This window comes from Denitrificimonas caeni DSM 24390 (assembly GCF_000421765.1).
GTDB classification, from domain to species: Bacteria; Pseudomonadota; Gammaproteobacteria; order Pseudomonadales; family Pseudomonadaceae; genus Denitrificimonas; species Denitrificimonas caeni.
In genome coordinates, this window is the sequence record NZ_ATXQ01000001.1 from 586,516 (window position 1) to 612,766 (window position 26,251).

At 48.5% G+C, this 26,251-nt stretch carries 37 protein-coding genes; 2 read left to right on the plus strand and 35 right to left on the minus strand.

Annotated features, from left to right (window positions below; genetic code table 11):
• Positions 1-2: 2 nt before the first annotated feature.
• On the minus strand, positions 3-2,195 hold the full coding sequence (gene nosR, locus H591_RS0102775) for a transcriptional regulator NosR (protein WP_084702537.1): 2,193 nt from the start codon (positions 2,193-2,195) through the stop codon (positions 3-5).
• 279 nt (positions 2,196-2,474) lie between these two features.
• Positions 2,475-3,482 (minus strand): class 1 fructose-bisphosphatase, encoded by a 1,008-nt coding sequence (locus H591_RS0102780; protein ID WP_022965426.1) that lies wholly within the window; start codon positions 3,480-3,482, stop codon positions 2,475-2,477.
• Positions 3,483-3,794: 312 nt separating this feature from the next.
• Between H591_RS0102780 and H591_RS0102785 the strand changes: the two genes are divergently transcribed.
• The gene (locus H591_RS0102785; RefSeq protein ID WP_022965427.1) at positions 3,795-4,475 is read left to right on the plus strand and encodes an OmpW/AlkL family protein; all 681 of its coding nucleotides are present in this window, start codon (positions 3,795-3,797) and stop codon (positions 4,473-4,475) included.
• A 141-nt stretch (positions 4,476-4,616) separates the two neighbouring features.
• Here the strand turns inward: H591_RS0102785 and H591_RS0102790 are convergent, their stop codons facing one another.
• Genes H591_RS0102790 through H591_RS0102800 form a run of 3 tightly spaced genes read right to left on the minus strand, consistent with a single transcriptional unit; the run spans position 4,617 to position 7,460 of the window.
• Positions 4,617-5,501: a sugar nucleotide-binding protein gene (locus tag H591_RS0102790; RefSeq protein ID WP_022965428.1), complete on the minus strand. Its 885-nt coding sequence runs from the start codon at positions 5,499-5,501 to the stop codon at positions 4,617-4,619.
• A 47-nt stretch (positions 5,502-5,548) separates the two neighbouring features.
• Positions 5,549-6,058 carry a single-stranded DNA-binding protein gene (locus tag H591_RS0102795; protein WP_022965429.1) on the minus strand — a complete coding sequence of 170 codons (510 nt, stop codon included), beginning with the start codon at positions 6,056-6,058 and terminating at the stop codon, positions 5,549-5,551.
• Between the two features lie 34 nt (positions 6,059-6,092).
• Positions 6,093-7,460 (minus strand): MFS transporter, encoded by a 1,368-nt coding sequence (locus H591_RS0102800; RefSeq protein ID WP_022965430.1) that lies wholly within the window; start codon positions 7,458-7,460, stop codon positions 6,093-6,095.
• Between the two features lie 107 nt (positions 7,461-7,567).
• Here H591_RS0102800 and uvrA point away from each other — a divergent pair, with 107 nt between their 5' ends.
• Positions 7,568-10,387 (plus strand): excinuclease ABC subunit UvrA, encoded by a 2,820-nt coding sequence (gene uvrA, locus H591_RS0102805; protein ID WP_022965431.1) that lies wholly within the window; start codon positions 7,568-7,570, stop codon positions 10,385-10,387.
• 63 nt (positions 10,388-10,450) lie between these two features.
• On the opposite strand, the gene H591_RS0102810 is transcribed toward uvrA, so the two are convergent.
• From H591_RS0102810 to H591_RS0102955, 30 genes are all read right to left on the minus strand, one after another.
• Positions 10,451-11,902: a catalase gene (locus H591_RS0102810; protein ID WP_022965432.1), complete on the minus strand. Its 1,452-nt coding sequence runs from the start codon at positions 11,900-11,902 to the stop codon at positions 10,451-10,453.
• Positions 11,903-12,072: 170 nt separating this feature from the next.
• Positions 12,073-12,459 (minus strand): 50S ribosomal protein L17, encoded by a 387-nt coding sequence (gene rplQ, locus H591_RS0102815; RefSeq protein WP_022965433.1) that lies wholly within the window; start codon positions 12,457-12,459, stop codon positions 12,073-12,075.
• 44 nt (positions 12,460-12,503) lie between these two features.
• Positions 12,504-13,505 (minus strand): DNA-directed RNA polymerase subunit alpha, encoded by a 1,002-nt coding sequence (locus H591_RS0102820; protein WP_022965434.1) that lies wholly within the window; start codon positions 13,503-13,505, stop codon positions 12,504-12,506.
• Between the two features lie 22 nt (positions 13,506-13,527).
• Entirely contained in the window at positions 13,528-14,148 is a 621-nt protein-coding gene (gene rpsD / locus H591_RS0102825) for a 30S ribosomal protein S4 (protein ID WP_022965435.1), read from the minus strand.
• Between the two features lie 18 nt (positions 14,149-14,166).
• Complete coding sequence (gene rpsK / locus H591_RS0102830) at positions 14,167-14,556, minus strand: 30S ribosomal protein S11 (protein ID WP_022965436.1); 390 nt, start codon at positions 14,554-14,556, stop codon at positions 14,167-14,169.
• A gap of 30 nt (positions 14,557-14,586) precedes the next feature.
• Positions 14,587-14,943, minus strand: a complete 357-nt coding sequence (gene rpsM, locus H591_RS0102835) for a 30S ribosomal protein S13 (RefSeq protein WP_022965437.1) — start codon at positions 14,941-14,943, stop codon at positions 14,587-14,589.
• A gap of 125 nt (positions 14,944-15,068) precedes the next feature.
• Complete coding sequence (gene rpmJ / locus H591_RS0102840; protein ID WP_028244127.1) at positions 15,069-15,185, minus strand: 50S ribosomal protein L36; 117 nt, start codon at positions 15,183-15,185, stop codon at positions 15,069-15,071.
• A 27-nt stretch (positions 15,186-15,212) separates the two neighbouring features.
• Complete coding sequence (gene secY / locus H591_RS0102845; RefSeq protein ID WP_022965438.1) at positions 15,213-16,544, minus strand: preprotein translocase subunit SecY; 1,332 nt, start codon at positions 16,542-16,544, stop codon at positions 15,213-15,215.
• Positions 16,545-16,979 carry a 50S ribosomal protein L15 gene (gene rplO / locus H591_RS0102850; protein ID WP_022965439.1) on the minus strand — a complete coding sequence of 145 codons (435 nt, stop codon included), beginning with the start codon at positions 16,977-16,979 and terminating at the stop codon, positions 16,545-16,547.
• 3 nt (positions 16,980-16,982) lie between these two features.
• Positions 16,983-17,165, minus strand: coding sequence for a 50S ribosomal protein L30 (gene rpmD / locus H591_RS0102855; RefSeq protein WP_022965440.1), 183 nt, complete (start codon positions 17,163-17,165; stop codon positions 16,983-16,985).
• Positions 17,166-17,167: 2 nt separating this feature from the next.
• Positions 17,168-17,689 carry a 30S ribosomal protein S5 gene (rpsE, locus tag H591_RS0102860; RefSeq protein ID WP_022965441.1) on the minus strand — a complete coding sequence of 174 codons (522 nt, stop codon included), beginning with the start codon at positions 17,687-17,689 and terminating at the stop codon, positions 17,168-17,170.
• A 3-nt stretch (positions 17,690-17,692) separates the two neighbouring features.
• Complete coding sequence (rplR, locus tag H591_RS0102865) at positions 17,693-18,043, minus strand: 50S ribosomal protein L18 (RefSeq protein WP_028244128.1); 351 nt, start codon at positions 18,041-18,043, stop codon at positions 17,693-17,695.
• 9 nt (positions 18,044-18,052) lie between these two features.
• Complete coding sequence (gene rplF, locus H591_RS0102870) at positions 18,053-18,586, minus strand: 50S ribosomal protein L6 (RefSeq protein ID WP_022965443.1); 534 nt, start codon at positions 18,584-18,586, stop codon at positions 18,053-18,055.
• Between the two features lie 11 nt (positions 18,587-18,597).
• Positions 18,598-18,990, minus strand: a complete 393-nt coding sequence (gene rpsH / locus H591_RS0102875) for a 30S ribosomal protein S8 (RefSeq protein ID WP_022965444.1) — start codon at positions 18,988-18,990, stop codon at positions 18,598-18,600.
• A 179-nt stretch (positions 18,991-19,169) separates the two neighbouring features.
• Positions 19,170-19,475: a 30S ribosomal protein S14 gene (gene rpsN / locus H591_RS0102880; RefSeq protein WP_022965445.1), complete on the minus strand. Its 306-nt coding sequence runs from the start codon at positions 19,473-19,475 to the stop codon at positions 19,170-19,172.
• A gap of 10 nt (positions 19,476-19,485) precedes the next feature.
• The gene (rplE, locus tag H591_RS0102885; protein ID WP_022965446.1) at positions 19,486-20,025 is read right to left on the minus strand and encodes a 50S ribosomal protein L5; all 540 of its coding nucleotides are present in this window, start codon (positions 20,023-20,025) and stop codon (positions 19,486-19,488) included.
• Positions 20,026-20,044: 19 nt separating this feature from the next.
• Positions 20,045-20,359 (minus strand): 50S ribosomal protein L24, encoded by a 315-nt coding sequence (gene rplX / locus H591_RS0102890; protein WP_022965447.1) that lies wholly within the window; start codon positions 20,357-20,359, stop codon positions 20,045-20,047.
• Positions 20,360-20,371: 12 nt separating this feature from the next.
• On the minus strand, positions 20,372-20,740 hold the full coding sequence (gene rplN, locus H591_RS0102895; protein WP_022965448.1) for a 50S ribosomal protein L14: 369 nt from the start codon (positions 20,738-20,740) through the stop codon (positions 20,372-20,374).
• Between the two features lie 23 nt (positions 20,741-20,763).
• Positions 20,764-21,030 (minus strand): 30S ribosomal protein S17, encoded by a 267-nt coding sequence (gene rpsQ / locus H591_RS0102900; RefSeq protein WP_022965449.1) that lies wholly within the window; start codon positions 21,028-21,030, stop codon positions 20,764-20,766.
• Between the two features lie 2 nt (positions 21,031-21,032).
• Positions 21,033-21,227 (minus strand): 50S ribosomal protein L29, encoded by a 195-nt coding sequence (gene rpmC, locus H591_RS0102905; RefSeq protein WP_022965450.1) that lies wholly within the window; start codon positions 21,225-21,227, stop codon positions 21,033-21,035.
• Positions 21,227-21,640: a 50S ribosomal protein L16 gene (gene rplP / locus H591_RS0102910; RefSeq protein WP_022965451.1), complete on the minus strand. Its 414-nt coding sequence runs from the start codon at positions 21,638-21,640 to the stop codon at positions 21,227-21,229. The genes rpmC and rplP overlap by 1 nt, the downstream gene beginning before the upstream one ends.
• Before the next feature lie 12 nt (positions 21,641-21,652).
• Positions 21,653-22,339: a 30S ribosomal protein S3 gene (rpsC, locus tag H591_RS0102915; protein WP_022965452.1), complete on the minus strand. Its 687-nt coding sequence runs from the start codon at positions 22,337-22,339 to the stop codon at positions 21,653-21,655.
• Positions 22,340-22,351: 12 nt separating this feature from the next.
• The gene (gene rplV / locus H591_RS0102920) at positions 22,352-22,684 is read right to left on the minus strand and encodes a 50S ribosomal protein L22 (protein WP_022965453.1); all 333 of its coding nucleotides are present in this window, start codon (positions 22,682-22,684) and stop codon (positions 22,352-22,354) included.
• Positions 22,685-22,696: 12 nt separating this feature from the next.
• Positions 22,697-22,972 (minus strand): 30S ribosomal protein S19, encoded by a 276-nt coding sequence (rpsS, locus tag H591_RS0102925; RefSeq protein WP_022965454.1) that lies wholly within the window; start codon positions 22,970-22,972, stop codon positions 22,697-22,699.
• Between the two features lie 16 nt (positions 22,973-22,988).
• Positions 22,989-23,810: a 50S ribosomal protein L2 gene (rplB, locus tag H591_RS0102930; RefSeq protein WP_022965455.1), complete on the minus strand. Its 822-nt coding sequence runs from the start codon at positions 23,808-23,810 to the stop codon at positions 22,989-22,991.
• Between the two features lie 14 nt (positions 23,811-23,824).
• Entirely contained in the window at positions 23,825-24,124 is a 300-nt protein-coding gene (rplW, locus tag H591_RS0102935) for a 50S ribosomal protein L23 (RefSeq protein WP_022965456.1), read from the minus strand.
• A complete protein-coding gene (gene rplD, locus H591_RS0102940) occupies positions 24,121-24,723 on the minus strand; it encodes a 50S ribosomal protein L4 (RefSeq protein ID WP_022965457.1) in 603 nt (200 codons plus the stop codon). The genes rplW and rplD overlap by 4 nt, the downstream gene beginning before the upstream one ends.
• 15 nt (positions 24,724-24,738) lie before the next feature.
• A complete protein-coding gene (gene rplC, locus H591_RS0102945; protein WP_022965458.1) occupies positions 24,739-25,374 on the minus strand; it encodes a 50S ribosomal protein L3 in 636 nt (211 codons plus the stop codon).
• An 83-nt stretch (positions 25,375-25,457) separates the two neighbouring features.
• Positions 25,458-25,769, minus strand: coding sequence for a 30S ribosomal protein S10 (rpsJ, locus tag H591_RS0102950; protein WP_003186070.1), 312 nt, complete (start codon positions 25,767-25,769; stop codon positions 25,458-25,460).
• Positions 25,770-25,909: 140 nt separating this feature from the next.
• Positions 25,910-26,251 (minus strand): EF-Tu C-terminal domain-related protein (locus tag H591_RS0102955; RefSeq protein ID WP_022965459.1); only part of this gene is annotated, 342 nt, incomplete at its 5' end.

The window sequence follows — 26,251 nt, forward strand, 5'->3', positions numbered from 1 at the left end:
AATTAAGACGGGGTTTCCAGCTGGACGGCCGGAATCAATTGCGGCTCTTGCGTTTGCGGAGCTGCTTTAGTGCGTTCGCGGCGTTTTTTCTTCGCCACGAGAGGGGGACAACGATCCTCATTAAAGTAAGTTACTTGGCAATCGAGGCAGTGGTGGCACTCATTGGCGTTGATCGTGCCATCGGGGTGAATGGCTTGAACTTCACACTCAACTGCACACAACTGGCACGGTGTACCACATTCTTTACGACGCTTGAGCCAGTCAAATAAACGTAGTTTGGTTGGAATCGCTAAAGCGGCGCCCAACGGACAGATATAGCGGCAATACACTTTACGAGTAAAGATATTAACCACTAACAAAATCACGGCATATAGAACAAACCACCACTGGCGATCAAACTTGAGAGTGATTGCGGTTTTAAAAGGTTCAATTTCCGCATACTGCTCAGCAGCAGACATGGACTCAAGAGAAATACCAAACAGCACCAGTAAAATAATGTACTTAATCGCCCAGAGTCGCTCATGCAGAGCAAAAGGCACGTCGTACTGAGGGATTTTTATCTTACGAGCAATTTCATTGATGATTTCCTGCAAGGCGCCAAATGGACATAACCAGCCACAGAACACGCCACGTCCCCACAGCAAGACAATCGCAGCAGTCACACCCCAGAGAATAAAGATGATGGGATCGCTTAAAAATAGCTCCCAACTAAAGTCATGCATGATGGAGTGAGCAAAGGTCAGTACGTTAACAATGGAGAGCTGCCCCAATGCATACCAACCAATGAATACCACAGTAAAGGTTAAGTAACCCATACGCACGCGGTGCAGCAGTTTAGGGTAGCGCACCAAGTAGTCTTGGAAGAACATAATCGCGAACAGCACCACCAAACCAACGCCTAACACAACAATCTGGAAGTCTTTCTGATACCAAATATTCATCCACAGGGGACGGTTCGCTTCGTCAATCGCGGCTTGCTCAGAGGCAGTTAACGGCGGACGCTCAATGTACATTTCAGGGATTTGGTACGGCAATTCAAAGCTGGTAAAGATACTGTCAACCGGGCCAGTCTGACGGCGCACTAACAGCTCTAAAGTCCAATCTGAACCTGAATCAAAAGCATACTGTGGACGCACAATAAAGATGCCCATTTCAGTAAAGTCAGGCATACCCTCGGCGTACACATCACTTAAACGGTAAAAGTCTAAGTCGCGGAAACTGACAATATCGCCAAATTGGCGCAATTGAATACGGTCAAAAATACCGCCGCGCACATACCCCGAACCTTTAAATGAATACTCACCATTACCCAGCACTACAATTGCGTGCTCATCAGGCTTGAGTTCATCCATTAAGTCTTGATACTGACGCTCGCCCAGCAAGTTACGACCAATGGTTGGCGGATTAAGTTCGGCGACATAGAGATCAATAAAGGTATCATCACGCTGTTCTGGCTTGGCCGCTTCGACACCTTCCGCCTCACTACCAATAAAGGCGTCATCTACTTGACCACGATTGAGCAACAAGCGGCGAATCGAGCCATCACCGGTCAGCGTTGTCCAGCTGGCTTTTTGATATTGATCCATTAAAACGATGGCGGGCTTGTTTTTAATTTGCGCGTGAGCTTTAACCAGACCTAAAGAAACGGCAACTTGGTGCGCCGAACGCATAATGGCTTCATTGACCACCATGACAGTGACGGTTGCCCCCGAGACGGCATCAATGGTAATCGCCGACTCATCTCTGGAACGACCAATCACTACACGCTGGTCAACTTTAATACCATCATATTTAGCCGCAAAATCATGCAGTTTTTGCTCAGGGATACCAATGAGCAGAATCGGCTCGTGATGCTCTAACACATAGGCATCTTTAATGACCCCCTGTGGATCGAGGATCACCTGCAGATTGATGGGCTTGCCTGAGTAGGCTGGAATATCAACTACGTTAATCGTTTGATAGGCATAACCGAGCAACTCATCGCCCGATAAAATCTTACGAATCTGAAAATCGCCTTCAGGTTCAGAGATCGTACCCGACTGCGGAAAGGCTAAAGCGATCCGCCCTTTTTCCAATGCAGTCAACTCAGCAGCTTGCACGCTGTTAATCGCATAGAAAAACACGACAAACAACACAGCTAGCCAAGAAATGCGCTCTAGCACGCGCCATTGCGGATAATGAGAAGTAACCTGCATGATCATGCCCTAATACCAGAAAGTGCTTTGAGCTTAGCAAGCTGAGCGAATAATACTCCTTGACCAAAGTCATAGCATTTTTTTACAGCTCAAGGCACTTTAGCTACTAACCACGCAAAACCACTGGCGATGGGGCATACAGATTTCTAAGCAGAAAGCTCAAGGGAAAGCTAAAACAGCAAACACTGACACAGATCAATACGGAAAATATAAAATATTAAAAAGCCAGACAATGTCTGGCTTTTTAGAATGCATCACTTGGGCAACAAATAATGGATTTTATTTGCTGTGATAACCAGTTATGCGCTCGACTTCTTCTTTTGATCCCAAGAACACTGCAACCCGCTCATGCAAAGAGCTAGGCTGAATATCCATAATGCGCTGATAACCATTGGTCGACACGCCACCCGCTTGCTCAATAATGAACGACATTGGGTTGGCTTCGTACATCAAGCGTAACTTGCCTGGTTTCTCTGGCTCACGGCTGTCTCGTGGATACATAAAGATGCCACCACGAGTCAAAATACGGTGTACATCGGCAACCATTGCTGCGACCCAACGCATATTATAGTTTTTCTCCAGCGGACCTTCTTCGCCCTGCAACAACTCATCCACATAGCGCTGTACCGGAGCTTCCCAGTGGCGCTGATTAGACATGTTGATCGCAAATTCTGCAGTTTGCTCAGGCACGCGAATATCATCATGGGTCAAAATAAATGAGCCCATTTCTGCATCCAGAGTAAAACCTTTAACACCATTGCCTAAAGTCAGCACCAGCATCGTTTGCGGACCATAAATGGCATAACCTGCGGCGACTTGTTCAGTACCTGGCTGTAAGAATGCTTCTTCACCTAAGTCACCCTCTTCACCATTGCGGTCAGGGCAACGCAGTACCGAGAAAATTGTACCCACTGATACGTTGACATCAATGTTGCTAGAGCCATCCAGTGGATCAAATACTAATAAGTAGGAGCCTTTTGGATACTTACCTGGAATCTGATAAGCATTATCCATTTCCTCAGATGCCATACCGGCTAAGTGGCCGCCCCACTCGTTGGCTTCAAGCAGAATTTCATTGGATAAAACATCCAGCTTCTTCTGTACTTCGCCCTGCACGTTTTCAGTGCCCATGCTGCCTAAAACACCACCGAGCGCGCCTTTCGACACTTGGTGATTGATCATTTTACAAGCACGCGCTACTACTTCGATTAAAAAGCGCAGCTCTGCTGGGGTTTGATGTGAACGTGTTTGCTCAATAAGGAAACGACTTAAACTCGTGCGTGACATGAAACGCTCCAACGGAGTAAGAAAAAATATGCCGGCAAGTTTACCGCTTTGTGAGCATGAATGCTGCAACGCTTTTCATTTGTCTGTTTCTGTCTAAAAAATGTCAAAGAAATATGCTGCTCTACACGAAAATAACTGCGCAAAGAAAATCCTTGTGCAGTCAATCTACCGATTAATGTCTTTTCAAGGCTGTATTCACCGACCAAAACCTATTACCCATAGCTTTGTTGACCTACATCAAAAGCCGTTTTGCTTCGTTACGTAACATTGTTACTAACCAACACAAACTATAAGTTGCAAACGGAGCACATCATGCGCACAACTTTATTCGCTACATCATTATTGGCATTAGCTATTGCTGCACCTTCAGTTCAAGCTCACCAAGCTGGCGATATTATCGTTCGTGCGGGTGCGATTACCGTACAAACTAAAGAAAATTCTTCTAGTGTTAAAGTCGATCGCGGCGCTAATTTAGACCTTGGTGGTAAAGCTACTTTAGGCAATGACACCCAGCTAGGTCTGAACTTTGCTTACATGTTGACGGATCATTTTGGTGTTGAGTTATTAGCAGCCTCACCTTTTAAGCATGACGTTGCAATCAAAGGCACTTCTTTAGCTCCAGTTAACGGTGAACTTGGTAGCCTAAAACACTTACCACCAACGCTAAGTGCTGTGTTTTACCCTTTAGACAGTAAATCGGCCTTCCAGCCTTACGTGGGTGCAGGCCTGACTTACACTTGGTTCTTTGATGAGAAAGTGAGTAACAGTGCGACAGCTAAGGGCTTCGATAACTTCCGTGTAAACAACACTTGGGGCTGGGCTGCACAAGTCGGCGCAGACTATATGTTGACCGATAAGTTAATGATTAACGGGCAAATCCGTTACATTGATATTGATACTACAGCATATGTTAACTATAACGGCCTACGAGCCAAAGTGAACGTTGAGGTCGAACCACTGGTTTACATGGTTGGTCTTGGCTACAAGTTCTAAGATTTAGAAACTTTAAACAAAAAACAGGCGCTTAATGCGCCTGTTTTTATTTGTACCACTATGCATTTCCGATATTTTTTCTAGTCCCGCCTTGTAGCGAACCCTGCCACACATCATCTTTAGCTATCGTGCGTATCCAGACTAAACATTGCGATAGTAGCTATCCAGCAAGTCGCTTAAGCCTGTGCGCCAAGCCCGCGGTTTAATACCAAAAGTATGGGTAATCTTACGGCTGTCCAGCACACCATGCTGTGGCTCTATCAGCGCATCAGCAAAACTCGCATGAGCATGCGGCTCTACGTTTTGACTTAACTGTGGTCGCCATGCTTGAGCCTCAGCTAAAATTGCTTGCGCAACTGATAGCACTGTCGCCGCTTCCTGCCCACCATAATGGTATGTACCCCACAGCGGTGCAGCACAATCGAGTTGTTTGAGTATTGCCAGAATCACTCGCGCCGCATCTTCAACCGGCGTTGGATTACCGCGTCGATCATCAGCCATTTCAATCAACTCATGATCCTGAGCGCGTCGCAAGACTCGACCCAGCATACCTTCAGGACTGTCATCCAACAGCCAACCAAAACGCAGCAATACATGCTTAGAGCATAAGGAACGTACACCTTGCTCCATGCGCATTAGCGCTTGCCCACGTGGACTAAGCGGCTTGCATTCATTGGTTTCGTTATACGCTGTAGCTCGCGCGCCATCAAACACACGATAACTGGACGGCTGTAACAAGATGCAGTCGTAATGTTTGCACAGTTGCGCTAAACGCTCGATTGCGCGCTCCTGCGGGACAAAATGCAGCGGATCAACAGCACCGGCCTGAAACCAATCATAGTAATAGGCAAGATTAATCACCGCATCGGGGCGTACATCATCAATCAGGCTGGTTAAGCTGGCCGCATCCCAGGCACCTTGTTCCGGCTTAGGGGCCAGAAAAGATATATCGTCTTCAGCACCTAAGCGCACCAAAGCCTGTCCTAACGCGTTACCACCACCCAGCAAAACCAAGCGCAATTGCATATCAGCCCCTCAGAGATATTTTTATAATTTGTTCTCTAGGTCCATCCTCAGAACGGGATGTCATCATCAAAACTATCGTAGTCCGGTGCCGGTTGTGCATCATACTGAGTGCTTGGTGCAGGACGCTGTTGTGCTTGCGGCGCTTGCTGCTGTTGCGGCTGAGACTGTGGTTGACGCGGTGCTGCTGGAGGACGACTGCCACCTTCATTATCACCACGGCCATCAAGCATTTGCATCGTGCCGCCCATATCCACAACAATTTCCGTGGTATAGCGTTTCACACCATCTTTTTCCCACTCACGGGTTTGCAAACGGCCTTCGATATAAACTTTCGAACCTTTGCGCAAATACTGGCCAGCAATTTCCGCGATTTTTCCGAAAAACGACACGCGGTGCCATTCGGTGCGCTCTTGCATTTGTCCAGTTTGCTTATCGCGCCAGCTATCACTGGTCGCTAAGGTCAGATTAGTCACCGCATTGCCATTAGGCAAATAACGGGTTTCTGGGTCGCCGCCCACATTACCAATTAAAATTACTTTGTTAATTCCACGAGCCATAGCTTTCTCCAAACGGTCTGCACACTGCGATCAGTTATAAATACGTCTCAACAGTCGCGCGATCTATTATTTGCGTATCAAATTTTACATAAACAGCAGCTTCCTCTGCCACCAACACAGCATCCATGACACCTGCTTGTGAACGTAATGCAGTCAACCATTGTGTTGCTTGTAGCGCTGCTGGGGATACCGGCAAGCGCAGACTGGTGACATACGGCGGCTCTTGCATATTAGCAGCAAAAAACAACCAGAGTGCTGCAAGTGCTGCACATCCTGCAAAAACTATTGATGCACCGCCCAAACTAAACAGCCAGCCACCAAAAATACCACCCAATGCCGCGCCTAAAAATTGGCTGGTCGAATACACGCCCATTGCCGTGCCTTTAGCGCCGGCGGGTGCCACCTTACTAATCAAGGATGGCAAACTGGCTTCTAATAAATTAAACGCAGTAAAAAAGATAATAGTGCCGATGACTAACAATGTCAGGTTTTGACCGAACCACCAGAAGAATAATTCACTGAGCAGTAGCACGCTAATAGCGCCGATGAACACTCGCTTCATTTTGCGTTTTTTTTCACCATAAATAATAAACGGCAGCATGGCAAAAAAACCGACGAACATGGCCACCAGATACACCCACCAATGTTCCTCTTTGGGCAATCCGCCCTGCTCGACCAACGTCAAAGGCAAAGCAATAAAGCTGGCCATTAATAAGGCATGCAGGACAAAAATACCGAAATCCAAACGCAGTAATGCCACATTACGCAGGGTTGCTGACAAGGCTGCAGGAGCCACGCCTGATTCACGATGCTGCAACTGCACAGCAGGCTTAGGGACACTCAAAGCAATAATAAAAATACCCAGTATCGCCATCGCTGCGGTAAACCAAAACAACCCAGACAAGCCAAAACCGCGAGTGACTAACGGCCCTACCACCATCGCCACGGAAAAGGAGATGCCAATACTGATACCAATCACCGCCATTGCCTTAGTGCGATGTTGCTCACGAGTGACATCCGACAACAGCGCCATCACTGCTGCTGAAATAGCGCCGGCACCTTGCAAGATCCGTCCAGCAATTACGCCCCACACCGAATCAGATAAACCGGCCACCACGCTGCCGGCGGCAAAGATCAATAAACCAATATAGATAACCGGCAAACGGCCAAAACGATCAGACAGCATGCCAAACGGAATTTGTAAAAATGCTTGGGTTAAACCGTAAGCACCAATGGCTAACCCCAGTAGAAAAGGCGTCGCTCCAGATAACTCTTGCCCATAGGTGGCAAGTACCGGTAGCACCATAAACATTCCCAACATACGAAAAGCAAAAACCAGCGATAAGCCAGCGGTCGCACGTCGTTCTAGAGCGTTCATCGCATCATTATTATGGTCGTTCATCACACCCCCTTTATCTAGACCCGCGATTCTAACAGGCAGAACGCTTTGCCGCAGCATACCTCTAACCCGTATACTCAACCGTTTACACTCGCAACGCGAGGAATGCAGTGGATACCATAGTAGTTCGTGGGGCTCGTACCCATAATTTAAAGAATATTGATCTCGACTTACCGCGCAATAAATTGATTGTGATCACCGGCCTATCAGGTTCGGGTAAGTCTTCATTAGCCTTCGATACCTTATATGCCGAAGGCCAACGCCGTTACGTAGAGTCTCTCTCGGCTTATGCACGGCAGTTTTTATCAATGATGGAAAAACCCGATGTCGACACCATTGAAGGGTTGTCGCCGGCGATTTCTATTGAGCAAAAATCAACCTCACATAACCCGCGCTCTACTGTCGGTACGATTACCGAAATTTATGACTATTTGCGTTTGCTCTATGCCCGCGCCGGTATACCGCACTGTCCTGATCATCATGTGCCACTAGAAGCGCAAACCATCAGCCAAATGGTCGACTTGGTCCTTGCACGCGAAGCAGAGACGCGCTTAATGCTGCTGGCTCCGGTGGTACGTGAGCGCAAGGGGGAGCATCTATCGGTCTTTGAAGAAATGCGTGCACAAGGCTTTGTCCGCGTTCGCGTCAACGGCACGCTGCATGAAATCGATGATGTGCCAAAACTGGATAAACAGAAAAAGCAATCGATTGATGTGGTGGTTGACCGCTTCAAAGTGCGTGATGACCTCGCGCAACGTTTGGCGGAATCCTTTGAAACAGCCCTGCGTCTTACCGACGGTATCGCTTTAGTCGCCTCAATGGACGATGACGGCAGCAAAGAAATGGTGTTTTCTGCACGCTTTGCTTGTCCACATTGCGGCCATGCGATCAGTGAACTGGAACCCAAGTTATTTTCCTTTAATAACCCAGCCGGTGCTTGCCCAAGCTGTGACGGGTTAGGGGTTAAACAGTTTTTTGATACCCGGCGCTTGGTCAATGGTGAACTGACCTTGGCGGAAGGTGCGATCCGTGGCTGGGATCGACGCAACGTCTACTACTTTCAAATGCTCAGCTCACTGGCCCAGCATTATGATTTCAGTCTTGAGGTGCCCTTCCAGTCACTGGATAAAGCCACACAACAAGTCATTCTGCACGGCACAGGGAAAACAGAGATCGAGTTTCGCTACCTCAACGATCGCGGCGATATCGTTAAACGCGCCCACCCGTTTGAAGGCATAGTGCCTAACCTAGAGCGCCGCTACCGTGAAACTGAATCCAATACCGTCCGTGAAGAGCTGGCCAAATATTTAAGTACCCAAGCCTGCCCTGACTGTGAAGGCGCACGTTTGCGGCGCGAGGCACGGCATGTTTGGGTTGGCGAAAATACGCTGCCAACCATTACCGCAATGCCCATTGGTGAAGCTTTTGAGTACTTCACGACACTGAGCTTACCTGGTAAGCGCGGTGAAATTGCCGAGAAAATACTTAAAGAGATTAGCGCGCGCTTACAGTTTTTGGTTAACGTTGGCTTAAATTATCTGACGCTCAATCGCAGCGCCGACACCTTATCCGGCGGTGAAGCCCAACGTATTCGCCTGGCCAGCCAAATTGGTGCAGGCCTGGTTGGCGTGATGTATATCCTTGATGAACCCTCCATTGGCTTGCATCAGCGTGATAACGAACGCCTGCTCAACACCCTGGATCATCTGCGCAAAATCGGCAATACGGTGATCGTCGTGGAACACGATGAAGATGCCATTCGCATGGCCGACTACGTGGTTGATATCGGGCCTGGAGCTGGCGTGCATGGCGGTGAGATCGTTGCCCAAGGCACACCGGCTGAAGTGATGGCAAACCCTGCGTCACTCACTGGGCAATACCTGTCAGGCAAGGTGCAAATCACCTATCCAAAGCAGCGCACCGCAGTCAATCCAGAGAAGATGCTGCGCTTACATGGCGCTCGCGGCAATAATCTCAAGAATGTTGATTTAGATATTCCGCTGGGTTTATTGACCTGCGTAACCGGCGTTTCCGGCTCAGGTAAATCAACCCTGATCAATAACACTTTGTATCCCTTGATGGCTACCGCGCTTAATGGCGCAACCACTCTGGAAGCAGCTGCCTACGACTCCATAGAAGGCGTAGAGCTGTTAGATAAGGTGGTGGATATTGACCAAAGCCCGATCGGCCGTACACCGCGCTCTAACCCTGCCACTTACACTGGGATCTTCACGCCAATCCGCGAGCTTTTTTCGGGCGTGGCGGAATCGCGCGCACGCGGCTATAGCCCTGGACGCTTCTCTTTTAACGTCAAAGGTGGTCGTTGCGAAGCGTGCCAAGGTGACGGCGTGATTAAGGTTGAGATGCACTTCTTGGCTGATATCTACGTGGCTTGCGATACCTGTAAGAGCAAGCGTTATAACCGTGAAACCTTGGATATTCGCTATAAAGGCAAGAATATTCATGAAGTACTGGATATGACCATTGAAGAAGCCCGTGCATTCTTTGATCCCGTCCCAGCCTTAGCACGTAAGCTGCAAACGCTGATTGATGTCGGCCTATCCTATATTCGTCTCGGCCAAAGCGCTACCACGCTGTCTGGAGGTGAAGCGCAAAGGGTGAAGCTCTCTCGCGAGCTGTCCAAGCGTGATACTGGCCAAACTTTGTATATCCTCGATGAACCAACCACAGGTTTACATTTTGCTGACATTCAGCAATTACTCGATGTCTTACATCGTCTGCGAGATCGCGGCAATACCGTGGTGGTCATTGAGCATAATTTGGATGTGATTAAAACCGCAGACTGGATTATCGACCTTGGACCAGAAGGCGGATCAGGTGGCGGGGAAATTATCGCCACTGGCACACCAGAACAGGTGGCTGAAAATAGTCTTTCGCATACCGGACGCTTCCTAAAGGAAAAACTCTAAGCAATAAAACACACAAGCCTCAATTAAGAGGCTTGTGTGTTGCTCTGAGCGTCATGGATCGAGTTACTTAGGCAGATCAATGCCCAGTGCTTTCGCAACCCCTTGACCGTACGCAGGATCAGCCTGCATGCAGTGGCAGATGTGCTTCATCTTGATTTCATCTGGCACACCGTTCATGTTGCGCGCAGTGTTATCAAACAGTACCTGTTGCTGCGCTGGGCTCATCAGGCGGAATAAATTACCTGGTTGGGTAAAATAGTCTGGCTCAGTTTCCCAATAATCAAAGCGATCTGCTGCGCCTTCTAAAGCCAAGGGTGGCTCAGAGAAATCTGGCTGCTCTTGCCATTCGCCCTGACTGTTTGGCTCATAATGTAAGCGACTGCCTTGGTTACCATCCACGCGCATCGCACCATCGCGGTGGTAGCTGTGATACGGACAACGCGGTGTGTTCACTGGGATCTGCGAGTGATTCACACCCAAACGGTAGCGCTGGGCGTCACCATAGGAGAACAGTCGTCCTTGCAACATGCGGTCTGGCGAGAAACCTATACCTGGCACAATGTGCGCTGGGTTAAAGGCCGCTTGCTCAACATCGGCAAAATAATTCTCAGGATTTTTATTCAGTTCAAAATAACCCACTTCAATCAGTGGATAGTCACCTTTTGGCCACACTTTAGTCAGATCAAACGGGTGATAAGGCACTTTAGCTGCATCGGCTTCTGGCATGATTTGCACATACATGGTCCAGCGCGGGAAATCACTGCGCTCAATCGCTTCATACAAGTCACGCTGCGAGCTTTCACGGTCTTTCCCAACCAGATCAGTAGCTTCTTGGTCAGTCAGATTTTTAATGCCCTGCTGAGTTTTGAAATGGAACTTAACCCAGTAGCGCTCATTCTTGGCATTAATAAAACTGAAGGTATGCGAGCCAAAGCCATGCATATGACGATAAGAGGCAGGAATACCGCGGTCACTCATTACAATAGTGACTTGGTGTAGAGCTTCAGGCAATCCGGTCCAGAAATCCCAATTATTGGTTGGACTGCGCATGTTGGTGCGCGGATCACGTTTCACCGCATGGTTCAGGTCAGGGAACTTCAGCGGGTCACGGAAGAAGAATACTGGCGTATTGTTACCGACCAAATCCCAGTTACCCTGCTCGGTGTAAAACCGCATAGCAAAGCCACGGATATCACGTTCAGCATCGGCAGCGCCGCGCTCGCCAGCGACGGTAGAGAAGCGTACAAACATATCGGTTTGTTTGCCGACTTCAGCAAACATCGTCGCTTTAGTGAACTGCGTGATGTCGTGGGTGACGGTGAAGCTACCGAAAGCGCCAGATCCTTTAGCGTGCATACGGCGCTCTGGAATCACTTCGCGATCAAAGTGCGCGAGTTTTTCCAAAAACCAAACATCCTGCAGCAGCATCGGGCCTCGTGCACCTGCGGTTAAACTATCTTGGTTGTTGGCAATCGGACATCCAGAAACAGATGTGAGTTTCGGCTTGTCAGTCATAGCGTTTCTCCTGCTGGTCTATCAAACAATGGACTCAACATGAGAGTAGCGAAAAAAACGCCAAGAGCCTAATGGATTCCACAAAAGCAGACGATAGTTAATCTCTATACCGCAAAGATAGGCATAAAAAAACCGAGCACAAGGCTCGGTTTTTTGAACTGCAATATTGCTTACTCTGCAGCTTCTACTTCACCAGTAACCGGACGGTCAACCAGTTCAACATAAGCCATAGGCGCGTTATCGCCAGCACGGAAGCCGCATTTTAAAATGCGTAGGTATCCGCCTTGACGAGTTGCATAACGCTTACCTAAATCGTTAAACAATTTACCAACCGCTGATTTAGAGCGGGTACGGTCAAAGGCTAAACGACGGTTCGCAACGCTATCTTCTTTGGCTAAAGTAATTAACGGCTCAGCAACGCGGCGCAGTTCTTTAGCTTTAGGCAATGTAGTTTTGATCAGTTCATGCTCGAACAGCGACACTGCCATGTTCTGGAACATAGCCTTGCGGTGGGCGCTGGTACGGCTTAAGTGACGGCCACTTTTACGATGACGCATGATTCAATTCCTTACCAAACTCTTCGGTTCGGTGATAATGGCGATCAGGCCGTGGCCTTATCGTCTTTCTTCAAACTTGCCGGCGGCCAGTTGTCTAGGCGCATACCGAGGGACAGACCACGCGAGGCTAAAACATCCTTGATTTCAGTCAGGGATTTTTTACCCAAGTTCGGAGTTTTCAACAACTCTACTTCAGTGCGCTGAATCAGATCACCAATGTAGTAGATGCTTTCTGCTTTGAGGCAGTTTGCCGAACGCACGGTCAACTCTAAATCATCAACTGGACGCAACAAGATTGGATCAATCTCGTCTTCCGGTTTCTCTTCAACTGGCTGCGCTTCACCTTGAAGGTCAACGAACGCTGCGAGCTGGTGCTGCAGAATTGTTGCACTGCGACGAATCGCTTCTTCAGGATCAAGTGTGCCATTGGTTTCGAGGTCAATGATCAGCTTGTCCAAGTTAGTACGCTGTTCAACACGGGCGTTTTCCACCACGTAAGCTACGCGACGAACAGGACTGAATAAGGCATCGATTTGCAAACGACCGATACTACGAGTTTCATCTTCTTCGCTAAAACGCGAATCAGCTGATTCATAGCCACGGCCACGTGCAATACGTAGCTTCATATTCAATGCGCCCTTATCAGCCAGATTAGCAATCACGTGGTCGCCATTGACGATTTCCACATCATGATCCAGCTTAATATCGGCAGCAGTCACCACGCCCGGCCCTTTTTTGCTGAGAGTCAGCGTGGCTTCGTCACGACCGTGCATAATCACAGCAAGGCCTTTAAGGTTAAGAAGAATCTCAATGACATCTTCTTGAACCCCTTCAATAGCACTGTACTCGTGCAATACGCCGTCGATTTCAACTTCGACAACTGCACAGCCAGGCATTGAAGACAACAGTATACGCCGTAGCGCGTTACCCAAAGTATGTCCAAAACCACGCTCAAGAGGCTCAAGCGTAATTCTGGCGCGGGTCGGGCTGACCATGTCAACATTAATTTGACGAGGGGTCAGGAACTCATTTACCGAAATCTGCATGGATACACCTATTTTCTAGCCCTTACTTGGAGTAGAGCTCGACAATCAGGCTTTCGTTGATGTCGGCTGACAGATCACTACGCTCAGGAACGCTTTTATAAACGCCTGACTTCTTCTCTGCATCTACATCAACCCACTCGACGCGGCCACGTTGGACACACAATTCGAGAGCCTGGGAAATACGTAATTGGTTTTTGCACTTTTCACGTACAGCAACCACGTCACCTGGTTGAACCTGGTATGACGGGATGTTAACAGTCTGGCCATTGATGGAAATCGACTTATGCGAAACCAACTGACGAGACTCAGCACGTGTAGAGCCAAAGCCCATACGGTATACAACGTTATCCAAACGTGACTCTAAAAGTTGCAGCAGGTTTTCACCAGTTGCACCTTTACGGCGCGCTGCTTCTTTGTAGTAGCTTGCGAATTGACGCTCAAGGATGCCGTACATACGACGAACTTTTTGCTTCTCACGCAGCTGAGTACCGTACTCAGATAAACGTCCGCGACGCTGACCATGCTGGCCAGGTGCTGATTCAATGTTGCATTTAGATTCAATCGCGCGTGAACCACTCTTCAAGAAGAGGTCTGTGCCTTCACGACGGGACAGTTTGCATTTGGGACCAATGTAACGAGCCATTTTTCACTGTCTCCTAATTTACACGCGGCGCTTTTTCGGCGGGCGGCATCCGTTATGTGGGATGGGCGTCACGTCGGTGATGCTTGCGATTTTATAACCGCAACCATTCAAAGCGCGGACTGCTGATTCACGACCAGGACCTGGGCCCTTGACGTTAACATCTAAATTTTTCAAACCAAATTCCAGCGCCGCTTGACCAGCACGCTCGGCTGCAACTTGCGCTGCAAACGGAGTACTTTTACGCGAACCGCGGAAACCAGAACCACCTGAAGTAGCCCATGACAGAGCATTACCCTGACGGTCTGTAATTGTAATAATTGTATTGTTAAAAGATGCATGGATATGGGCGATGCCATCTACCACTGTCTTTTTAACTTTTTTACGAGGACGAGCAGCTGCTTTAGCCATTAATCAAATTCCTATCTAGAACCAATGCGATTACTTACGGATCGGCTTGCGTGGGCCTTTACGGGTACGCGCGTTGGTTTTGGTGCGCTGACCACGGAGTGGCAAGCTACGACGGTGACGTAAGCCACGGTAGCAACCCAGATCCATCAGACGCTTGATGTTCATGTTGATTTCGCGACGCAAATCACCTTCTGTGTGAAGAGAAGCAACTTCGCCACGCAACTGCTCAATCTGCTCATCAGAGAGATCTTTAATTTTTGCTGCTGGATTGACTCCAGTAGCAGCGCAAATCTTCTGCGCAGTTGTCCGACCTATTCCGAAGATATAAGTCAGCGAGATAACAGTATGTTTGTTATCCGGAATGTTAACGCCTGCAATACGGGCCATTCAGTGTAACTCCAATTGACAGCTACTTACTCTCAGGAAGCCAAGATCGAAAGTAAGATCTATTGCTGTATAACTATTAATCAACCGAACAGCGCACTAGCTGCCCGGTTCATGACACAACACAATCAGCCTTGGCGCTGCTTATGACGTGGTTCCGCTTTACAGATCACGCGAACAACACCTTCGCGACGTACGATCTTGCAGTTGCGGCAAAGCTTTTTCACCGATGCACGAACTTTCATCACTAACTCCTATAGCCTGAAGACCTATTAGCGCATTAAACCACTGCCACCATAGCCTTTCAGGTTGGATTTTTTCATCAGGGATTCGTACTGGTTAGAAACGAGGTGCGATTGTACTTGAGCCATGAAGTCCATTACAACCACAACAACGATCAACAGCGATGTCCCGCCGAGATAAAACGGCACATTTGCTGCCACAACAAGAAATTGCGGTAACAAACATACAGCCGTCATGTACAAGGCACCAAACGCGGTCAAGCGAGTCAAAACACTATCAATGTAGCGTGCTGACTGCTCTCCCGGACGGATACCCGGAATAAACGCACCGGATTTTTTCAGGTTTTCAGCAACATCTTTAGGGTTAAACATCAATGCTGTATAGAAGAAGCAGAAGAAAATAATCCCTGCACTAAATAGCAAAATATTTAACGGCTGCCCTGGTGCCAGCGCTTGCGATACATCTGCAAGCCACGACATGCTCTCAGACTGGCCAAACCACTGACCAAGAGACGCCGGGAACAACAAGATACTACTGGCGAAAATAGCTGGAATTACACCAGCCATATTCACTTTCAGAGGTAGATGGCTCGTTTGCGCTGCAAACACTTTGCGACCTTGTTGGCGCTTAGCATAATGCACGGCAATACGACGCTGTCCACGCTCGATAAACACGACGAACCCAATGATTGCAACAGCAAGCATACCGATTGCAATTAAGGCGAAGATATTAATATCACCTTGACGAGCAGACTCGAAAGACTGTCCGATTGCAGAAGGCAAACCAGCAACGATACCGGCAAAAATCAGCATTGAAATGCCGTTGCCCACACCGCGCTCAGTAATTTGCTCACCTAACCACATCATAAACATTGCACCAGCAACAAAAGTTGTTACGGCGACAAAGTAGAAGTTGAAGTCGGTTGCGAAAGCAACACCTTGACTGGCCAGACCAACGGACATACCAATTGCCTGTACAAATGCCAATAACAAGGTGCCGTATCGGGTGTACTGGCTTATCTTACGACGACCAGACTCACCTTCTTTCTTCAACTGCTCTAAGTGAGGGCTCACAGCGGTCATCAACTGCATGATAATCGATGCCGAAATGTACGGCATGATACCAAGCGCGAAGATACTCATACGCTCAAGCGCACCACCAGAAAACATGTTGAACAGGCTGAGAATGGTTCCCTCATTCTGTCGAAACAGGTCTGCGAGTCGATCAGGGTTGATTCCAGGAACTGGAATATGTGCACCGATACGATAGACAATAATCGCCATGAAGAGGAAACGTAAGCGTGCCCATAATTCGGACAAACCACCACCACCCACCGCAGAGAGAGAACCTTGCTTAGCCATTTATTCCTCGATTTTTCCGCCAGCTGCTTCGATAGCACTGCGAGCACCTTTGGTGACCCCAATACCCTGCAACGTAACTGCGCGAGTAACGTCACCAGACAACATGACTTTAACGCGTTTTACGTGCAAACCAATAATATTGGCATCTTTAAGAGACTGCACTGATACCACATCACCATCAACTTTGGACAGTTCAGAAGTACGAACTTCTGCACGATCCATTGCTTTCAATGAAGTGAAACCAAATTTAGGCAGACGCTTGTACAGTGGTTGCTGGCCACCCTCAAATCCTGGGGCAACTTTACCGCCAGAACGTGAAGACAAACCTTTATGACCACGACCAGCAGTCTTACCTGAGCCACTACCAATACCACGGCCAACTCGAAGCTTGTTGCGACGGGCGCCTGGTGCAGAACACAAATCGTTCAGTTGCATGGATCAGCCCTCCACTCGAAGCAAATAATAAGCTGTATTGATCATGCCGCGATTTTCTGGAGTATCCAGAACTTCAACGGTGTGACCAATGCGACGTAGGCCTAAGCCACGTACGCAAGCCTTGTGATTAGCCAAGCGGCCAATCGTGCTCTTAATAAGAGTCACTTTAACGGTTGCTTGAGACATGGTTAAAGAATCTCCTCGACACTTTTGCCACGCTTAGCAGCAACTGAATCAGGCGATTGCATAGTTTTCAAACCTTTGAACGTTGCATAAACAACGTTAACTGGGTTGGTAGAACCGTAGCACTTAGCTAATACGTCCTGAACACCTGCAACCTCTAAAACGGCGCGCATTGCACCACCGGCGATTACGCCAGTACCTTCTGATGCAGGCTGCATGAAGATGCGTGAAGCACCATGCACAGCTTTAATTGGGTACTGTAAAGTAACACCATTTAAATCAACCTGAATCATATTGCGGCGCGCTGCTTCCATAGCTTTTTGAATTGCTGCTGGAACTTCGCGTGATTTGCCGCGGCCGAAACCAACACGTCCTTTACCATCACCAACAACACTCAGCGCTGTGAAAGTGAAGATACGGCCGCCTTTAACGGTCTTTGCTACGCGGTTGACTTGCACCAATTTCTCGATGTAGCCCTCATCGCGGCTGTCATCGCGGTTATCGCGTCTTTGCTCGTGATTTGCCATAACTTAAAACTCCAGCCCGCCTTCACGAGCAGCATCAGCCAGTGCTTTCACACGACCATGGTACTTGAAGCCAGAACGGTCAAAAGCCACTTTGGCAACTCCAGCGGCTTTCGCACGCTCGGCGACCAGCTGGCCTACTTTTTTGGCTGCTTCGATGTTGCCAGTGGCACCATCGCGCAGCTGCGAATCCAGAGTAGAAGCCGAAACTAATACTTGGCTGCCGTCGGCCGAAATGACCTGGGCATAAATGTGCTGCGAAGAGCGAAACACGCAAAGACGAGTTACTTGTAACTCGTTCATTTTCAGACGTGCTTTGCGAGAGCGACGCAGTCTTGAAACTTTCTTGTCGTTCATTTGCTAGCCCTACTTCTTCTTAGCTTCTTTGCGGCGCACTACTTCTTCAGCGTAACGCACACCTTTGCCTTTGTATGGTTCTGGACGGCGATACTGACGAATTTCGGCAGCAACCTGACCCAGAACTTGCTTGTCGATACCACGAATAATGATATCAGTAGCGCTTGGCGTTTCAGCCGTAACGCCTTCAGGCAATTCATAATCAATAGGATGAGAGAAACCAAGAGCCAAAGATAAAATCGGTCCTTTGGCTTGAGCACGATAGCCCACACCAACAAGTTGCAATTTACGCTCAAAACCTTGGCTAACACCAGTCACCATGTTATTTACTAAAGCACGGGTAGTACCGGCCATAGCGCGTGACTGTTGATCACCATTACGTGCTGCGAAACGTAGTTCGCCGCCTTCTTGAGTCACCTCAACAGAAGAGTGCACAGTCAAATCTAGAGCGCCTTTAGCACCCTTCACCGAAAGCTCTTGGCCAGCAAGTTTTAACTCAACACCAGCCGGTAGCGTGACGGGATTTTTAGCAATGCGAGACATGCTTATCCCCCTTAGAATACGCTACAAAGAACTTCGCCACCGATTCCGGCAGCACGGGCAGCACGATCAGTCATCACACCTTTATTGGTGGAAACGATCGCAATACCTAGACCTGCACGAACCTTTGGCAGTCCGCTAACCGCTTTGTACTGGCGTAAACCAGGACGGCTAACACGTTTGATCTCTTCGATGACCGGACGGCCTTCAAAGTACTTTAATTCGATGGATAACAATGGCTTGGCGTCACTGCTGATCTGAAAGTCTGCGATATAGCCTTCGTTCTTAAGAACGTTAGCAACAGCTTGCTTCAATGTTGATGAAGGCATGCTCACAACAGACTTTTCAGCCATCTGGGCATTACGGATTCGAGTCAGCATATCTGACAACGGGTCCTGCATACTCATGGGCTTGTAGCTCCTGATACAGAAATTAAAAGGCCTAATCGGCCACTATCGCAAAACAATTAGAAATGTAAAGACTCTGCGAGCCGGACATTCTAATTGATAAGGCACAAACGAATCAAGCCCCATAAGGGGCTTGATCGTATATTTTTAGCTCACAATAGCATTATGAGCTAAATTTATTACCAGCTGGACTTAACCAAACCTGGTACATCGCCTCGCATTGCTGCTTCACGCAATTTATTACGGCCTAAACCGAACTTGCGATAAACACCATGTGGACGACCTGTAATACGGCAGCGGTTACGCTGACGTGCAGGACAGGCGTCACGTGGTTGCTTTTGCAATGCAACCTGAGCTTCCCAGCGCGCTTCGTCGCTAGACTCTGGATTGGCAATGATAGCTTTAAGCGCGGCACGCTTTACAGCGTACTTTGCTACCGTTAGCGTACGTTTCAGCTCACGGTTGATCATGCTTTTCTTAGCCATGTGCTAACCCTCAGTTACGGAAAGGGAATTTGAAAGCACGCAATAAAGCACGGCCTTCTACATCGTTACGTGCGGTAGTGGTCAAAGTAATGTCCAATCCGCGCAGCGTATCGATTTTATCGTAATCAATTTCTGGGAAAATGATTTGCTCTTTAACGCCCATGCTGTAGTTACCGCGTCCGTCGAAAGACTTGGCATTCAGGCCGCGGAAGTCGCGAACCCGAGGCAGGGAGATCGAAAGCAAACGATCCAAGAATTCATACATAATATCGTTACGCAGAGTAACTTTAACCCCAATCGGCCAATCTTCACGGATTTTGAAACCCGCGATAGATTTGCGTGCATAGGTCACCACAGGCTTTTGGCCAGTGATTTTTTCCAGGTCTGCAACTGCGTGCTCGATAATTTTCTTATCGGTTACGGCTTCGCCCAAACCCATGTTAAGTGTAATCTTAGTTACACGCGGAACTTCCATAACGTTCGCCAACTGAAGTTCTTCCTTCAGCTTTTGTGTCAGTTCGTTCCGATAAATATCTTTCAGTCGTGCCATGGTGATCTACCTAGCAGCCTCAAGCTTCAACCGGTTTCTGGGTTGACTTGAAGACACGAATTTTCTTGCCATCTTCAACTTTGAAACCAACGCGATCTGCTTTGCTGGTTTCGGCGTTAAAAATAGCCACGTTAGAAGCATTTAACGGCGCTTCTTTCTCAACGATACCGCCCTGAACTCCGGACATCGGATTAGGCTTGGTATGGCGCTTTACCATATTGATACCGGTTACAACCAGACGGTTGTCGGCCAATACTTGCTGCACCTTACCACGTTTGCCTTTATCCTTGCCGGCGATGACGATGATCTCGTCGTTACGACGAATCTTTTGCATGACGGCTACTCCTTAAAGTACTTCAGGTGCAAGTGAGACGATCTTCATAAACTTATCGTTACGAAGTTCGCGGGTCACTGGACCAAAAATACGAGTTCCGATCGGCTCTTGCTTATTGTTCAAAAGAACAGCAGCGTTGCCATCGAAGCGAATGATTGAACCGTCTGGACGACGCACACCAAAACGGGTACGTACGACCACTGCGGTCATTACTTGGCCTTTTTTAACTTTGCCGCGCGGAATTGCTTCCTTAACAGTGACCTTAATAATGTCACCGATACCGGCATAGCGACGGTGTGAACCGCCAAGGACCTTGATGCACATTACTCGACGAGCGCCGCTGTTATCAGCGACATCGAGCATAGATTGAGTCTGAATCATATAATTTCTCCGACCCTAGGCCCTTAGACCACTTCCACGCGCTCAACGACTTCAACCAGTGCCCAAGACTTAGTCTTAGCTAGCGGACGAGTTTCACTAATAGTGACCTTGTCGCCAGCACGGCATTGATTGGTTTCGTCATGCGCATGCAGTTTAGTCGAACGCTTAACATATTTACCGTAAATCGGGTGCTTAACGCGACGCTCGATTAAAACGGTGATTGTCTTGTCCATTTTATCGCTAACTACAATACCAGTTAACGTACGGACGGTTTTCTGAGCTTCAGCCATGATTAATTACCTGCCTTCTGCTGCTTGAGCACAGTCTTAACGCGCGCAATATCACGCTTCACTTGCGACAGCAGGTGAGACTGCGTCAATTGGCCAGTTGCTTTTTGCATACGCAAGTTAAACTGGTCACGAAGCAGATCAAGCAATTGCTCGTTCAGCTGCTCTACTGATTTTTCACGAAGTTCGGTAGCTTTCATTACATCACCGTCCGCTTAACAAAGGATGTTGCAATCGGTAATTTTGCAGCTGCCAAGGCAAATGCCTCGCGCGCTAATTCTTCCGAAACACCCTCAATTTCGTACAGAACTTTACCTGGTTGAATCAGGCAAACCCAGTACTCAACAGAACCCTTACCTTTACCCATACGAACTTCGAGTGGCTTTTTGGTAATCGGCTTGTCTGGGAAAACACGAATCCAGATCTTACCACCACGTTTAACGTGGCGGGTCAACGCGCGACGCGCTGACTCAATCTGACGTGCGGTGAGTCGGCCACGGGCTACAGCTTTTAAGCCGTATTCGCCGAAGCTAACTTTACTACCGCGCTGAGCCAAGCCACGGTTGTGGCCTGTCATCATTTTGCGGAACTTCGTACGCTTTGGTTGTAACATTCTGCGTACTCCTTAACGTGCAGCTTTTCTACGAGGCGCTGGTGCCGTTGGTTTTAGTTCTTCATGCTGGCCACCGATGACCTCGCCTTTGAAGATCCAAACCTTGACGCCAATCACACCGTAAGTGGTGTGTGCTTCGTAGGTGGCATAATCGATATCAGCGCGCAGTGTGTGCAATGGCACACGACCTTCACGATACCATTCAGAACGTGCGATTTCAGCACCGCCTAGACGACCGCCAACCTGGATTTTGATGCCTTTGGCACCAAGACGCATGGCATTCTGTACCGCACGCTTCATAGCGCGACGGAACATCACACGACGCTCCAGCTGCTGAGCAACGCTCTGTGCTACCAACAAACCGTCAAGTTCCGGCTTGCGGATCTCTTCGATGTTGATGTGCACAGGCACACCCATTTTTTTGGTCAGGTCCTGACGTAATTTCTCAACATCCTCACCTTTCTTACCGATAACAATACCGGGACGAGCAGTGTGGATGGTGATACGTGCTGTTTGAGCCGGACGAGCAATCTCGATACGGCTAACGGACGCGTTTTTTAATTTGTCTAATAGATACGCACGTACTTCTAAGTCGGCATTCAGATAATTCGCATAGTTCTTGCGATCCGCATACCAAACAGACGTGTGTTCCTTGACTATTCCCAGGCGTATGCCAATGGGATGTACTTTCTGACCCATCTGAAAACTCCGTTACTTGTCGGCAACCTTGACAGTGATATGGCAAGACCGCTTGACGATGCGATCAGCTCGGCCTTTGGCACGAGGCATGATACGCTTTAGCGAACGACCTTCGTTAACGAAAACTGTAGAGACGTTAAGATCATCTACATCAGCGCCTTCGTTATGTTCAGCGTTAGCAATCGCAGATTCCAACACTTTCTTAATGATCTCAGCAGCTTTTTTGCTACTGAAAGTCAAAATGTTAAGCGCTTCACCCACTTTCTTCCCGCGAATTTGGTCAGCGACCAAGCGAGCTTTCTGGGCAGAAATGCGAGCGCCCAACAGCTTAGCGGCAACTTCCATCATTAATACCCCTTAACGCTTGGCTTTCTTGTCTGCTACGTGACCACGATAGGTACGAGTAGCAGAAAATTCGCCTAGTTTATGGCCGACCATATCTTCGCTCACTAGAACTGGGACATGTTGACGACCGTTATGTACAGCAATGGTTAAACCAACCATTTGCGGAAGAATCATTGAACGACGCGACCAAGTTTTCACTGGTTTGCGATCGTTCTTTTCCACCGCTACTTCAATCTTCTTCAGTAGGTGAAGATCGATGAAAGGACCTTTTTTAAGAGAACGTGACACTTGCGTATCCCTCTAATTATTTGCGGCGATGAACGATCATGTTATCGGTGCGTTTGTTCGAACGAGTTTTCGCGCCTTTAGTTGGCTTGCCCCACGGTGTAACCGGGTGACGACCACTAGAAGTACGACCCTCACCACCACCATGCGGGTGGTCTACCGGGTTCATACAAGCACCACGAACGGTAGGACGAATGCCTGCCCAACGTGAAGCACCTGCTTTACCCAGTGAGCGCAAGAAATGCTCATGATTCGAGACTTCGCCCAGTGTTGCGCGGCACTCAGAGAGCACTTTACGCATTTCACCTGAACGTAGACGCAAAGTCACGTACACGCCTTCACGCGCAACTAACTGCGCTGAAGTACCAGCAGAACGTGCAATTTGTGCACCTTTACCTGGTTTCAACTCAACACCGTGAATTGTAGAACCTAGTGGAATGTTGCGCAAAGGTAAGCTATTACCTGCTTTAATCGGTGCATGCGCACCCGACATCAGCTGCTCGCCAGCACTCACACCCTTAGGCGCTAAAATATAACGACGCTCACCATCAGCATATTTCAATAATGCGATGTGCGCAGTACGGTTAGGATCATACTCAATACGCTCTACTGTAGCTGGAATGCCATCTTTGTTACGACGGAAATCCACCAAACGGTAATGCTGCTTATGTCCACCACCGATGTGACGCGTGGTAATACGACCATTATTGTTACGACCACCAGTCTTCGATTTTTTCTCGAGCAGTGGTGCGTAAGGAGCGCCTTTATGAAGCTCCTTGTTGACTACGCGGACGACGAAACGACGGCCAGGCGAAGTCGGTTTGCATTTAACAATTGCCATGATGCACCCCTATCTTACTCAGCACTGCTGGTGAAATCGATATCCTGGCCTGGCTGAAGAGCGATATACGCCTTCTTCCAGTCGTTGCGACGACCTAGACCACGTGCAGTACGCTTAGTTTTACCCTTAGCTTTAAGAGTATTAACGTTAGCAACTTTTACGTCGAATAAGCTTTCAACGGCCTTTTTGACTTCCAGTTTAGTTGCGTCGATTGCAACTTTAAAAACAAACTGGCTCTTACCATCTGCCAGCATAGTAGCCTTTTCAGAGACGTGCGGGCCAAGTAGCACTTTAAATACGCGTTCCTGGTTCATCCCAGCATCTCCTCAAATTTCTTAACTGCAGACACAGTCATTAAGACTTTGTCATAAGCAATCAGACTTACTGGATCAGATGCTTGAACATCACGCACATCAACATGCGGCAAGTTGCGAGCAGCAAGATACAAATTCTGCTCAACATTCTCTGAAACGATCAAGACATCCTGCAGACCCAGAGTTTCCAATTTACCCAGCAGGGCTTTTGTCTTAGGGGCATCAACAGAAAAATCTTCAACGACCACTAAACGGTCTTGACGTAACAACTCAGCAAGAATTGAACGCATCGCAGCACGATACATTTTCTTGTTAAGCTTCTGTGAGTGATCCTGTGGACGAGCAGCGAATGTAGTTCCGCCCCCACGCCAGATTGGGCTACGAATCGTACCAGCACGGGCACGACCAGTACCTTTTTGACGCCAAGGTTTTTTACCACCACCAGAAACTTCTGAGCGAGTCTTTTGTTTTTTACTGCCTTGACGACCACCAGCCATGTAAGCCACGACTGCTTGGTGAACTAGAGTTTCATTGAACTCGCCGCCAAAGGTACGCTCGCAGACATCAATTGCCTGGGCGCCATTTACATTAATTTGCATTTCGGCATTCCCCTCTTAACCGCGAGCCTTCGCCGCTGCACGCACAATGACATTACCGCCGGGAGCGCCAGGAACAGCACCTTTAACCAACAGCAAATTGCGCTCAGCATCGACACGCACGACTTCTAAGGACTGTGTGGTCTGACGCTCAGCGCCCATGTGACCAGACATTTTTTTGCCTTTGAAGACGCGACCCGGAGTTTGACATTGACCAATCGAACCCGGAACACGGTGAGATACAGAGTTACCGTGAGTATTGTCTTGACCACGGAAATTCCAGCGCTTAATGGTACCGGCAAAACCTTTACCTTTAGTCTGACCCGTTACGTCGACAAGTTGACCAGCAGTAAACAAGTCAACAGTGACTTGGTCGCCCGCTTGGTACTCGCCTTCTTCAAGACGAAACTCGAGAACTGTACGACCAGCAGCAACGCCAGCCTTAGCAAAATGACCTGCTTGTGCTTTGGTCACGCGGGAAGCACGACGCTCGCCCACAGTCACTTGCACAGCGCGATAGCCATCGCTTTCTTCGTTTTTGAACTGAGTGACTCGATTCGGCTCGACTTCAATAACAGTCACCGGAATAGAGACACCATCTTCGGTGAAAATACGGGTCATCCCGCACTTACGACCGACTACACCTATAGTCATGTCTAAAACCTCATGAGTGTACGGGGCTTTCACCCGCTATGGCCGCCCATTTCAGAGCGTTACACGACTAAAACCACCTGGTTTTAGCCGAGGCTGATCTGCACTTCCACACCTGCCGCAAGATCAAGCTTCATTAACGCATCAACTGTTTTATCAGTTGGCTGAACAATGTCCAGAACGCGCTTATGAGTGCGAATCTCGTACTGATCGCGCGCGTCTTTGTTGACGTGCGGTGAAACCAGAACGGTGAAACGCTCTTTACGGGTCGGCAGTGGAATTGGACCACGCACCTGAGCACCAGTACGTTTCGCGGTTTCCACGATTTCCTGGGTTGATTGATCGATCAGGCGATGGTCAAAAGCCTTCAACCGGATACGAATTTGTTGATTTTGCATTCTGACCTCAGACTCTTGATTACCTTCCCCATCAGGCAAAGCACGCCCGATAAAAGGAGGCGCAATTCTAATGGCGTCTAGATAATATGTCAACTATAAAGAAAAACCCCCGCAAGCGAGGGTTCTTCTATGGTCATCACTTAAGCGATGATTTTTGCAACAACACCAGCACCTACGGTACGGCCACCTTCGCGAATTGCGAAACGCAGACCATCTTCCATAGCGATTGGCGCAATCAGAGTAACGTCAAGCTTAACGTTATCACCTGGCATTACCATCTCGATGCCTTCCGGTAATTCACAGCTGCCGGTTACGTCAGTTGTACGGAAGTAGAACTGTGGACGGTAGCCTTTGAAGAATGGAGTGTGACGCCCACCTTCTTCTTTTGACAACACGTAAATTTCTGCCTCAAAACGGGTGTGCGGCTTGATTGAACCAGGCTTAGCCAATACTTGACCACGCTCGATATCTTCACGCTTAGT

Coding starts and splice junctions, on each gene's coding strand:
- rpsK (WP_022965436.1), bottom strand. CDS start 14,556: ATGGCTAAAGCAGCTGCTCGTCCTCGTAAAAAAGTTAAAAAGACAGTG.
- rplE (WP_022965446.1), bottom strand. CDS start 20,025: ATGGCACGACTGAAAGATATTTATCGGAACGAACTGACACAAAAGCTG.
- rpsJ (WP_003186070.1), bottom strand. CDS start 25,769: ATGCAAAATCAACAAATTCGTATCCGGTTGAAGGCTTTTGACCATCGC.
- rpsM (WP_022965437.1), bottom strand. CDS start 14,943: ATGGCCCGTATTGCAGGCGTTAACATTCCGGATAACAAACATACTGTT.
- rplB (WP_022965455.1), bottom strand. CDS start 23,810: ATGGCAATTGTTAAATGCAAACCGACTTCGCCTGGCCGTCGTTTCGTC.
- H591_RS0102820 (WP_022965434.1), bottom strand. CDS start 13,505: ATGCAGATTTCGGTAAATGAGTTCCTGACCCCTCGTCAAATTAATGTT.
- rplO (WP_022965439.1), bottom strand. CDS start 16,979: ATGCAACTGAACGATTTGTGTTCTGCACCAGGCGCCCGTCGCAACAAG.
- secY (WP_022965438.1), bottom strand. CDS start 16,544: ATGGCTAAGCAAGGTTCTCTCTCTGCGGTGGGTGGTGGTGGTTTGTCC.
- rpsD (WP_022965435.1), bottom strand. CDS start 14,148: ATGGCTCGTTACATTGGTCCCAAATGCAAACTGTCCCGTCGTGAAGGC.
- H591_RS0102790 (WP_022965428.1), bottom strand. CDS start 5,501: ATGCAATTGCGCTTGGTTTTGCTGGGTGGTGGTAACGCGTTAGGACAG.
- rplN (WP_022965448.1), bottom strand. CDS start 20,740: ATGATTCAGACTCAATCTATGCTCGATGTCGCTGATAACAGCGGCGCT.
- rpmC (WP_022965450.1), bottom strand. CDS start 21,227: ATGAAAGCTACCGAACTTCGTGAAAAATCAGTAGAGCAGCTGAACGAG.
- rpmD (WP_022965440.1), bottom strand. CDS start 17,165: ATGTCTCAAGCAACCGTTAAAGTGACTCTTATTAAGAGCACGATTGGC.
- rplQ (WP_022965433.1), bottom strand. CDS start 12,459: ATGCGTCATCGTAAAAGTGGCCGTCACTTAAGCCGTACCAGCGCCCAC.
- rplC (WP_022965458.1), bottom strand. CDS start 25,374: ATGACTATAGGTGTAGTCGGTCGTAAGTGCGGGATGACCCGTATTTTC.
- nosR (WP_084702537.1), bottom strand. CDS start 2,195: ATGCAGGTTACTTCTCATTATCCGCAATGGCGCGTGCTAGAGCGCATT.
- H591_RS0102795 (WP_022965429.1), bottom strand. CDS start 6,058: ATGGCTCGTGGAATTAACAAAGTAATTTTAATTGGTAATGTGGGCGGC.
- rplX (WP_022965447.1), bottom strand. CDS start 20,359: ATGCAAAAGATTCGTCGTAACGACGAGATCATCGTCATCGCCGGCAAG.
- H591_RS0102780 (WP_022965426.1), bottom strand. CDS start 3,482: ATGTCACGCACGAGTTTAAGTCGTTTCCTTATTGAGCAAACACGTTCA.
- rplR (WP_028244128.1), bottom strand. CDS start 18,043: ATGAACGACAAGAAAGTTTCAAGACTGCGTCGCTCTCGCAAAGCACGT.
- rpsQ (WP_022965449.1), bottom strand. CDS start 21,030: ATGGCTGAAGCTCAGAAAACCGTCCGTACGTTAACTGGTATTGTAGTT.
- H591_RS0102810 (WP_022965432.1), bottom strand. CDS start 11,902: ATGACTGACAAGCCGAAACTCACATCTGTTTCTGGATGTCCGATTGCC.
- rplW (WP_022965456.1), bottom strand. CDS start 24,124: ATGAACCAGGAACGCGTATTTAAAGTGCTACTTGGCCCGCACGTCTCT.
- rpsH (WP_022965444.1), bottom strand. CDS start 18,990: ATGAGTATGCAGGACCCGTTGTCAGATATGCTGACTCGAATCCGTAAT.
- rplF (WP_022965443.1), bottom strand. CDS start 18,586: ATGTCTCGCATTGCTAAAAATCCCGTCACGCTACCGGCTGGTGTTGAG.
- H591_RS0102785 (WP_022965427.1), top strand. CDS start 3,795: ATGCGCACAACTTTATTCGCTACATCATTATTGGCATTAGCTATTGCT.
- rplV (WP_022965453.1), bottom strand. CDS start 22,684: ATGGAAGTTGCCGCTAAGCTGTTGGGCGCTCGCATTTCTGCCCAGAAA.
- H591_RS0102800 (WP_022965430.1), bottom strand. CDS start 7,460: ATGAACGACCATAATAATGATGCGATGAACGCTCTAGAACGACGTGCG.
- rplD (WP_022965457.1), bottom strand. CDS start 24,723: ATGCAAATTAATGTAAATGGCGCCCAGGCAATTGATGTCTGCGAGCGT.
- rpsE (WP_022965441.1), bottom strand. CDS start 17,689: ATGGCAAATCACGAGCAAAGACGCGATAACCGCGATGACAGCCGCGAT.
- rpmJ (WP_028244127.1), bottom strand. CDS start 15,185: ATGAAAGTTCGTGCATCGGTGAAAAAGCTTTGCCGCAACTGCAAGATC.
- rplP (WP_022965451.1), bottom strand. CDS start 21,640: ATGTTACAACCAAAGCGTACGAAGTTCCGCAAAATGATGACAGGCCAC.
- rpsC (WP_022965452.1), bottom strand. CDS start 22,339: ATGGGTCAGAAAGTACATCCCATTGGCATACGCCTGGGAATAGTCAAG.
- rpsN (WP_022965445.1), bottom strand. CDS start 19,475: ATGGCTAAGAAAAGCATGATCAACCGTGAGCTGAAACGTACGCTAACG.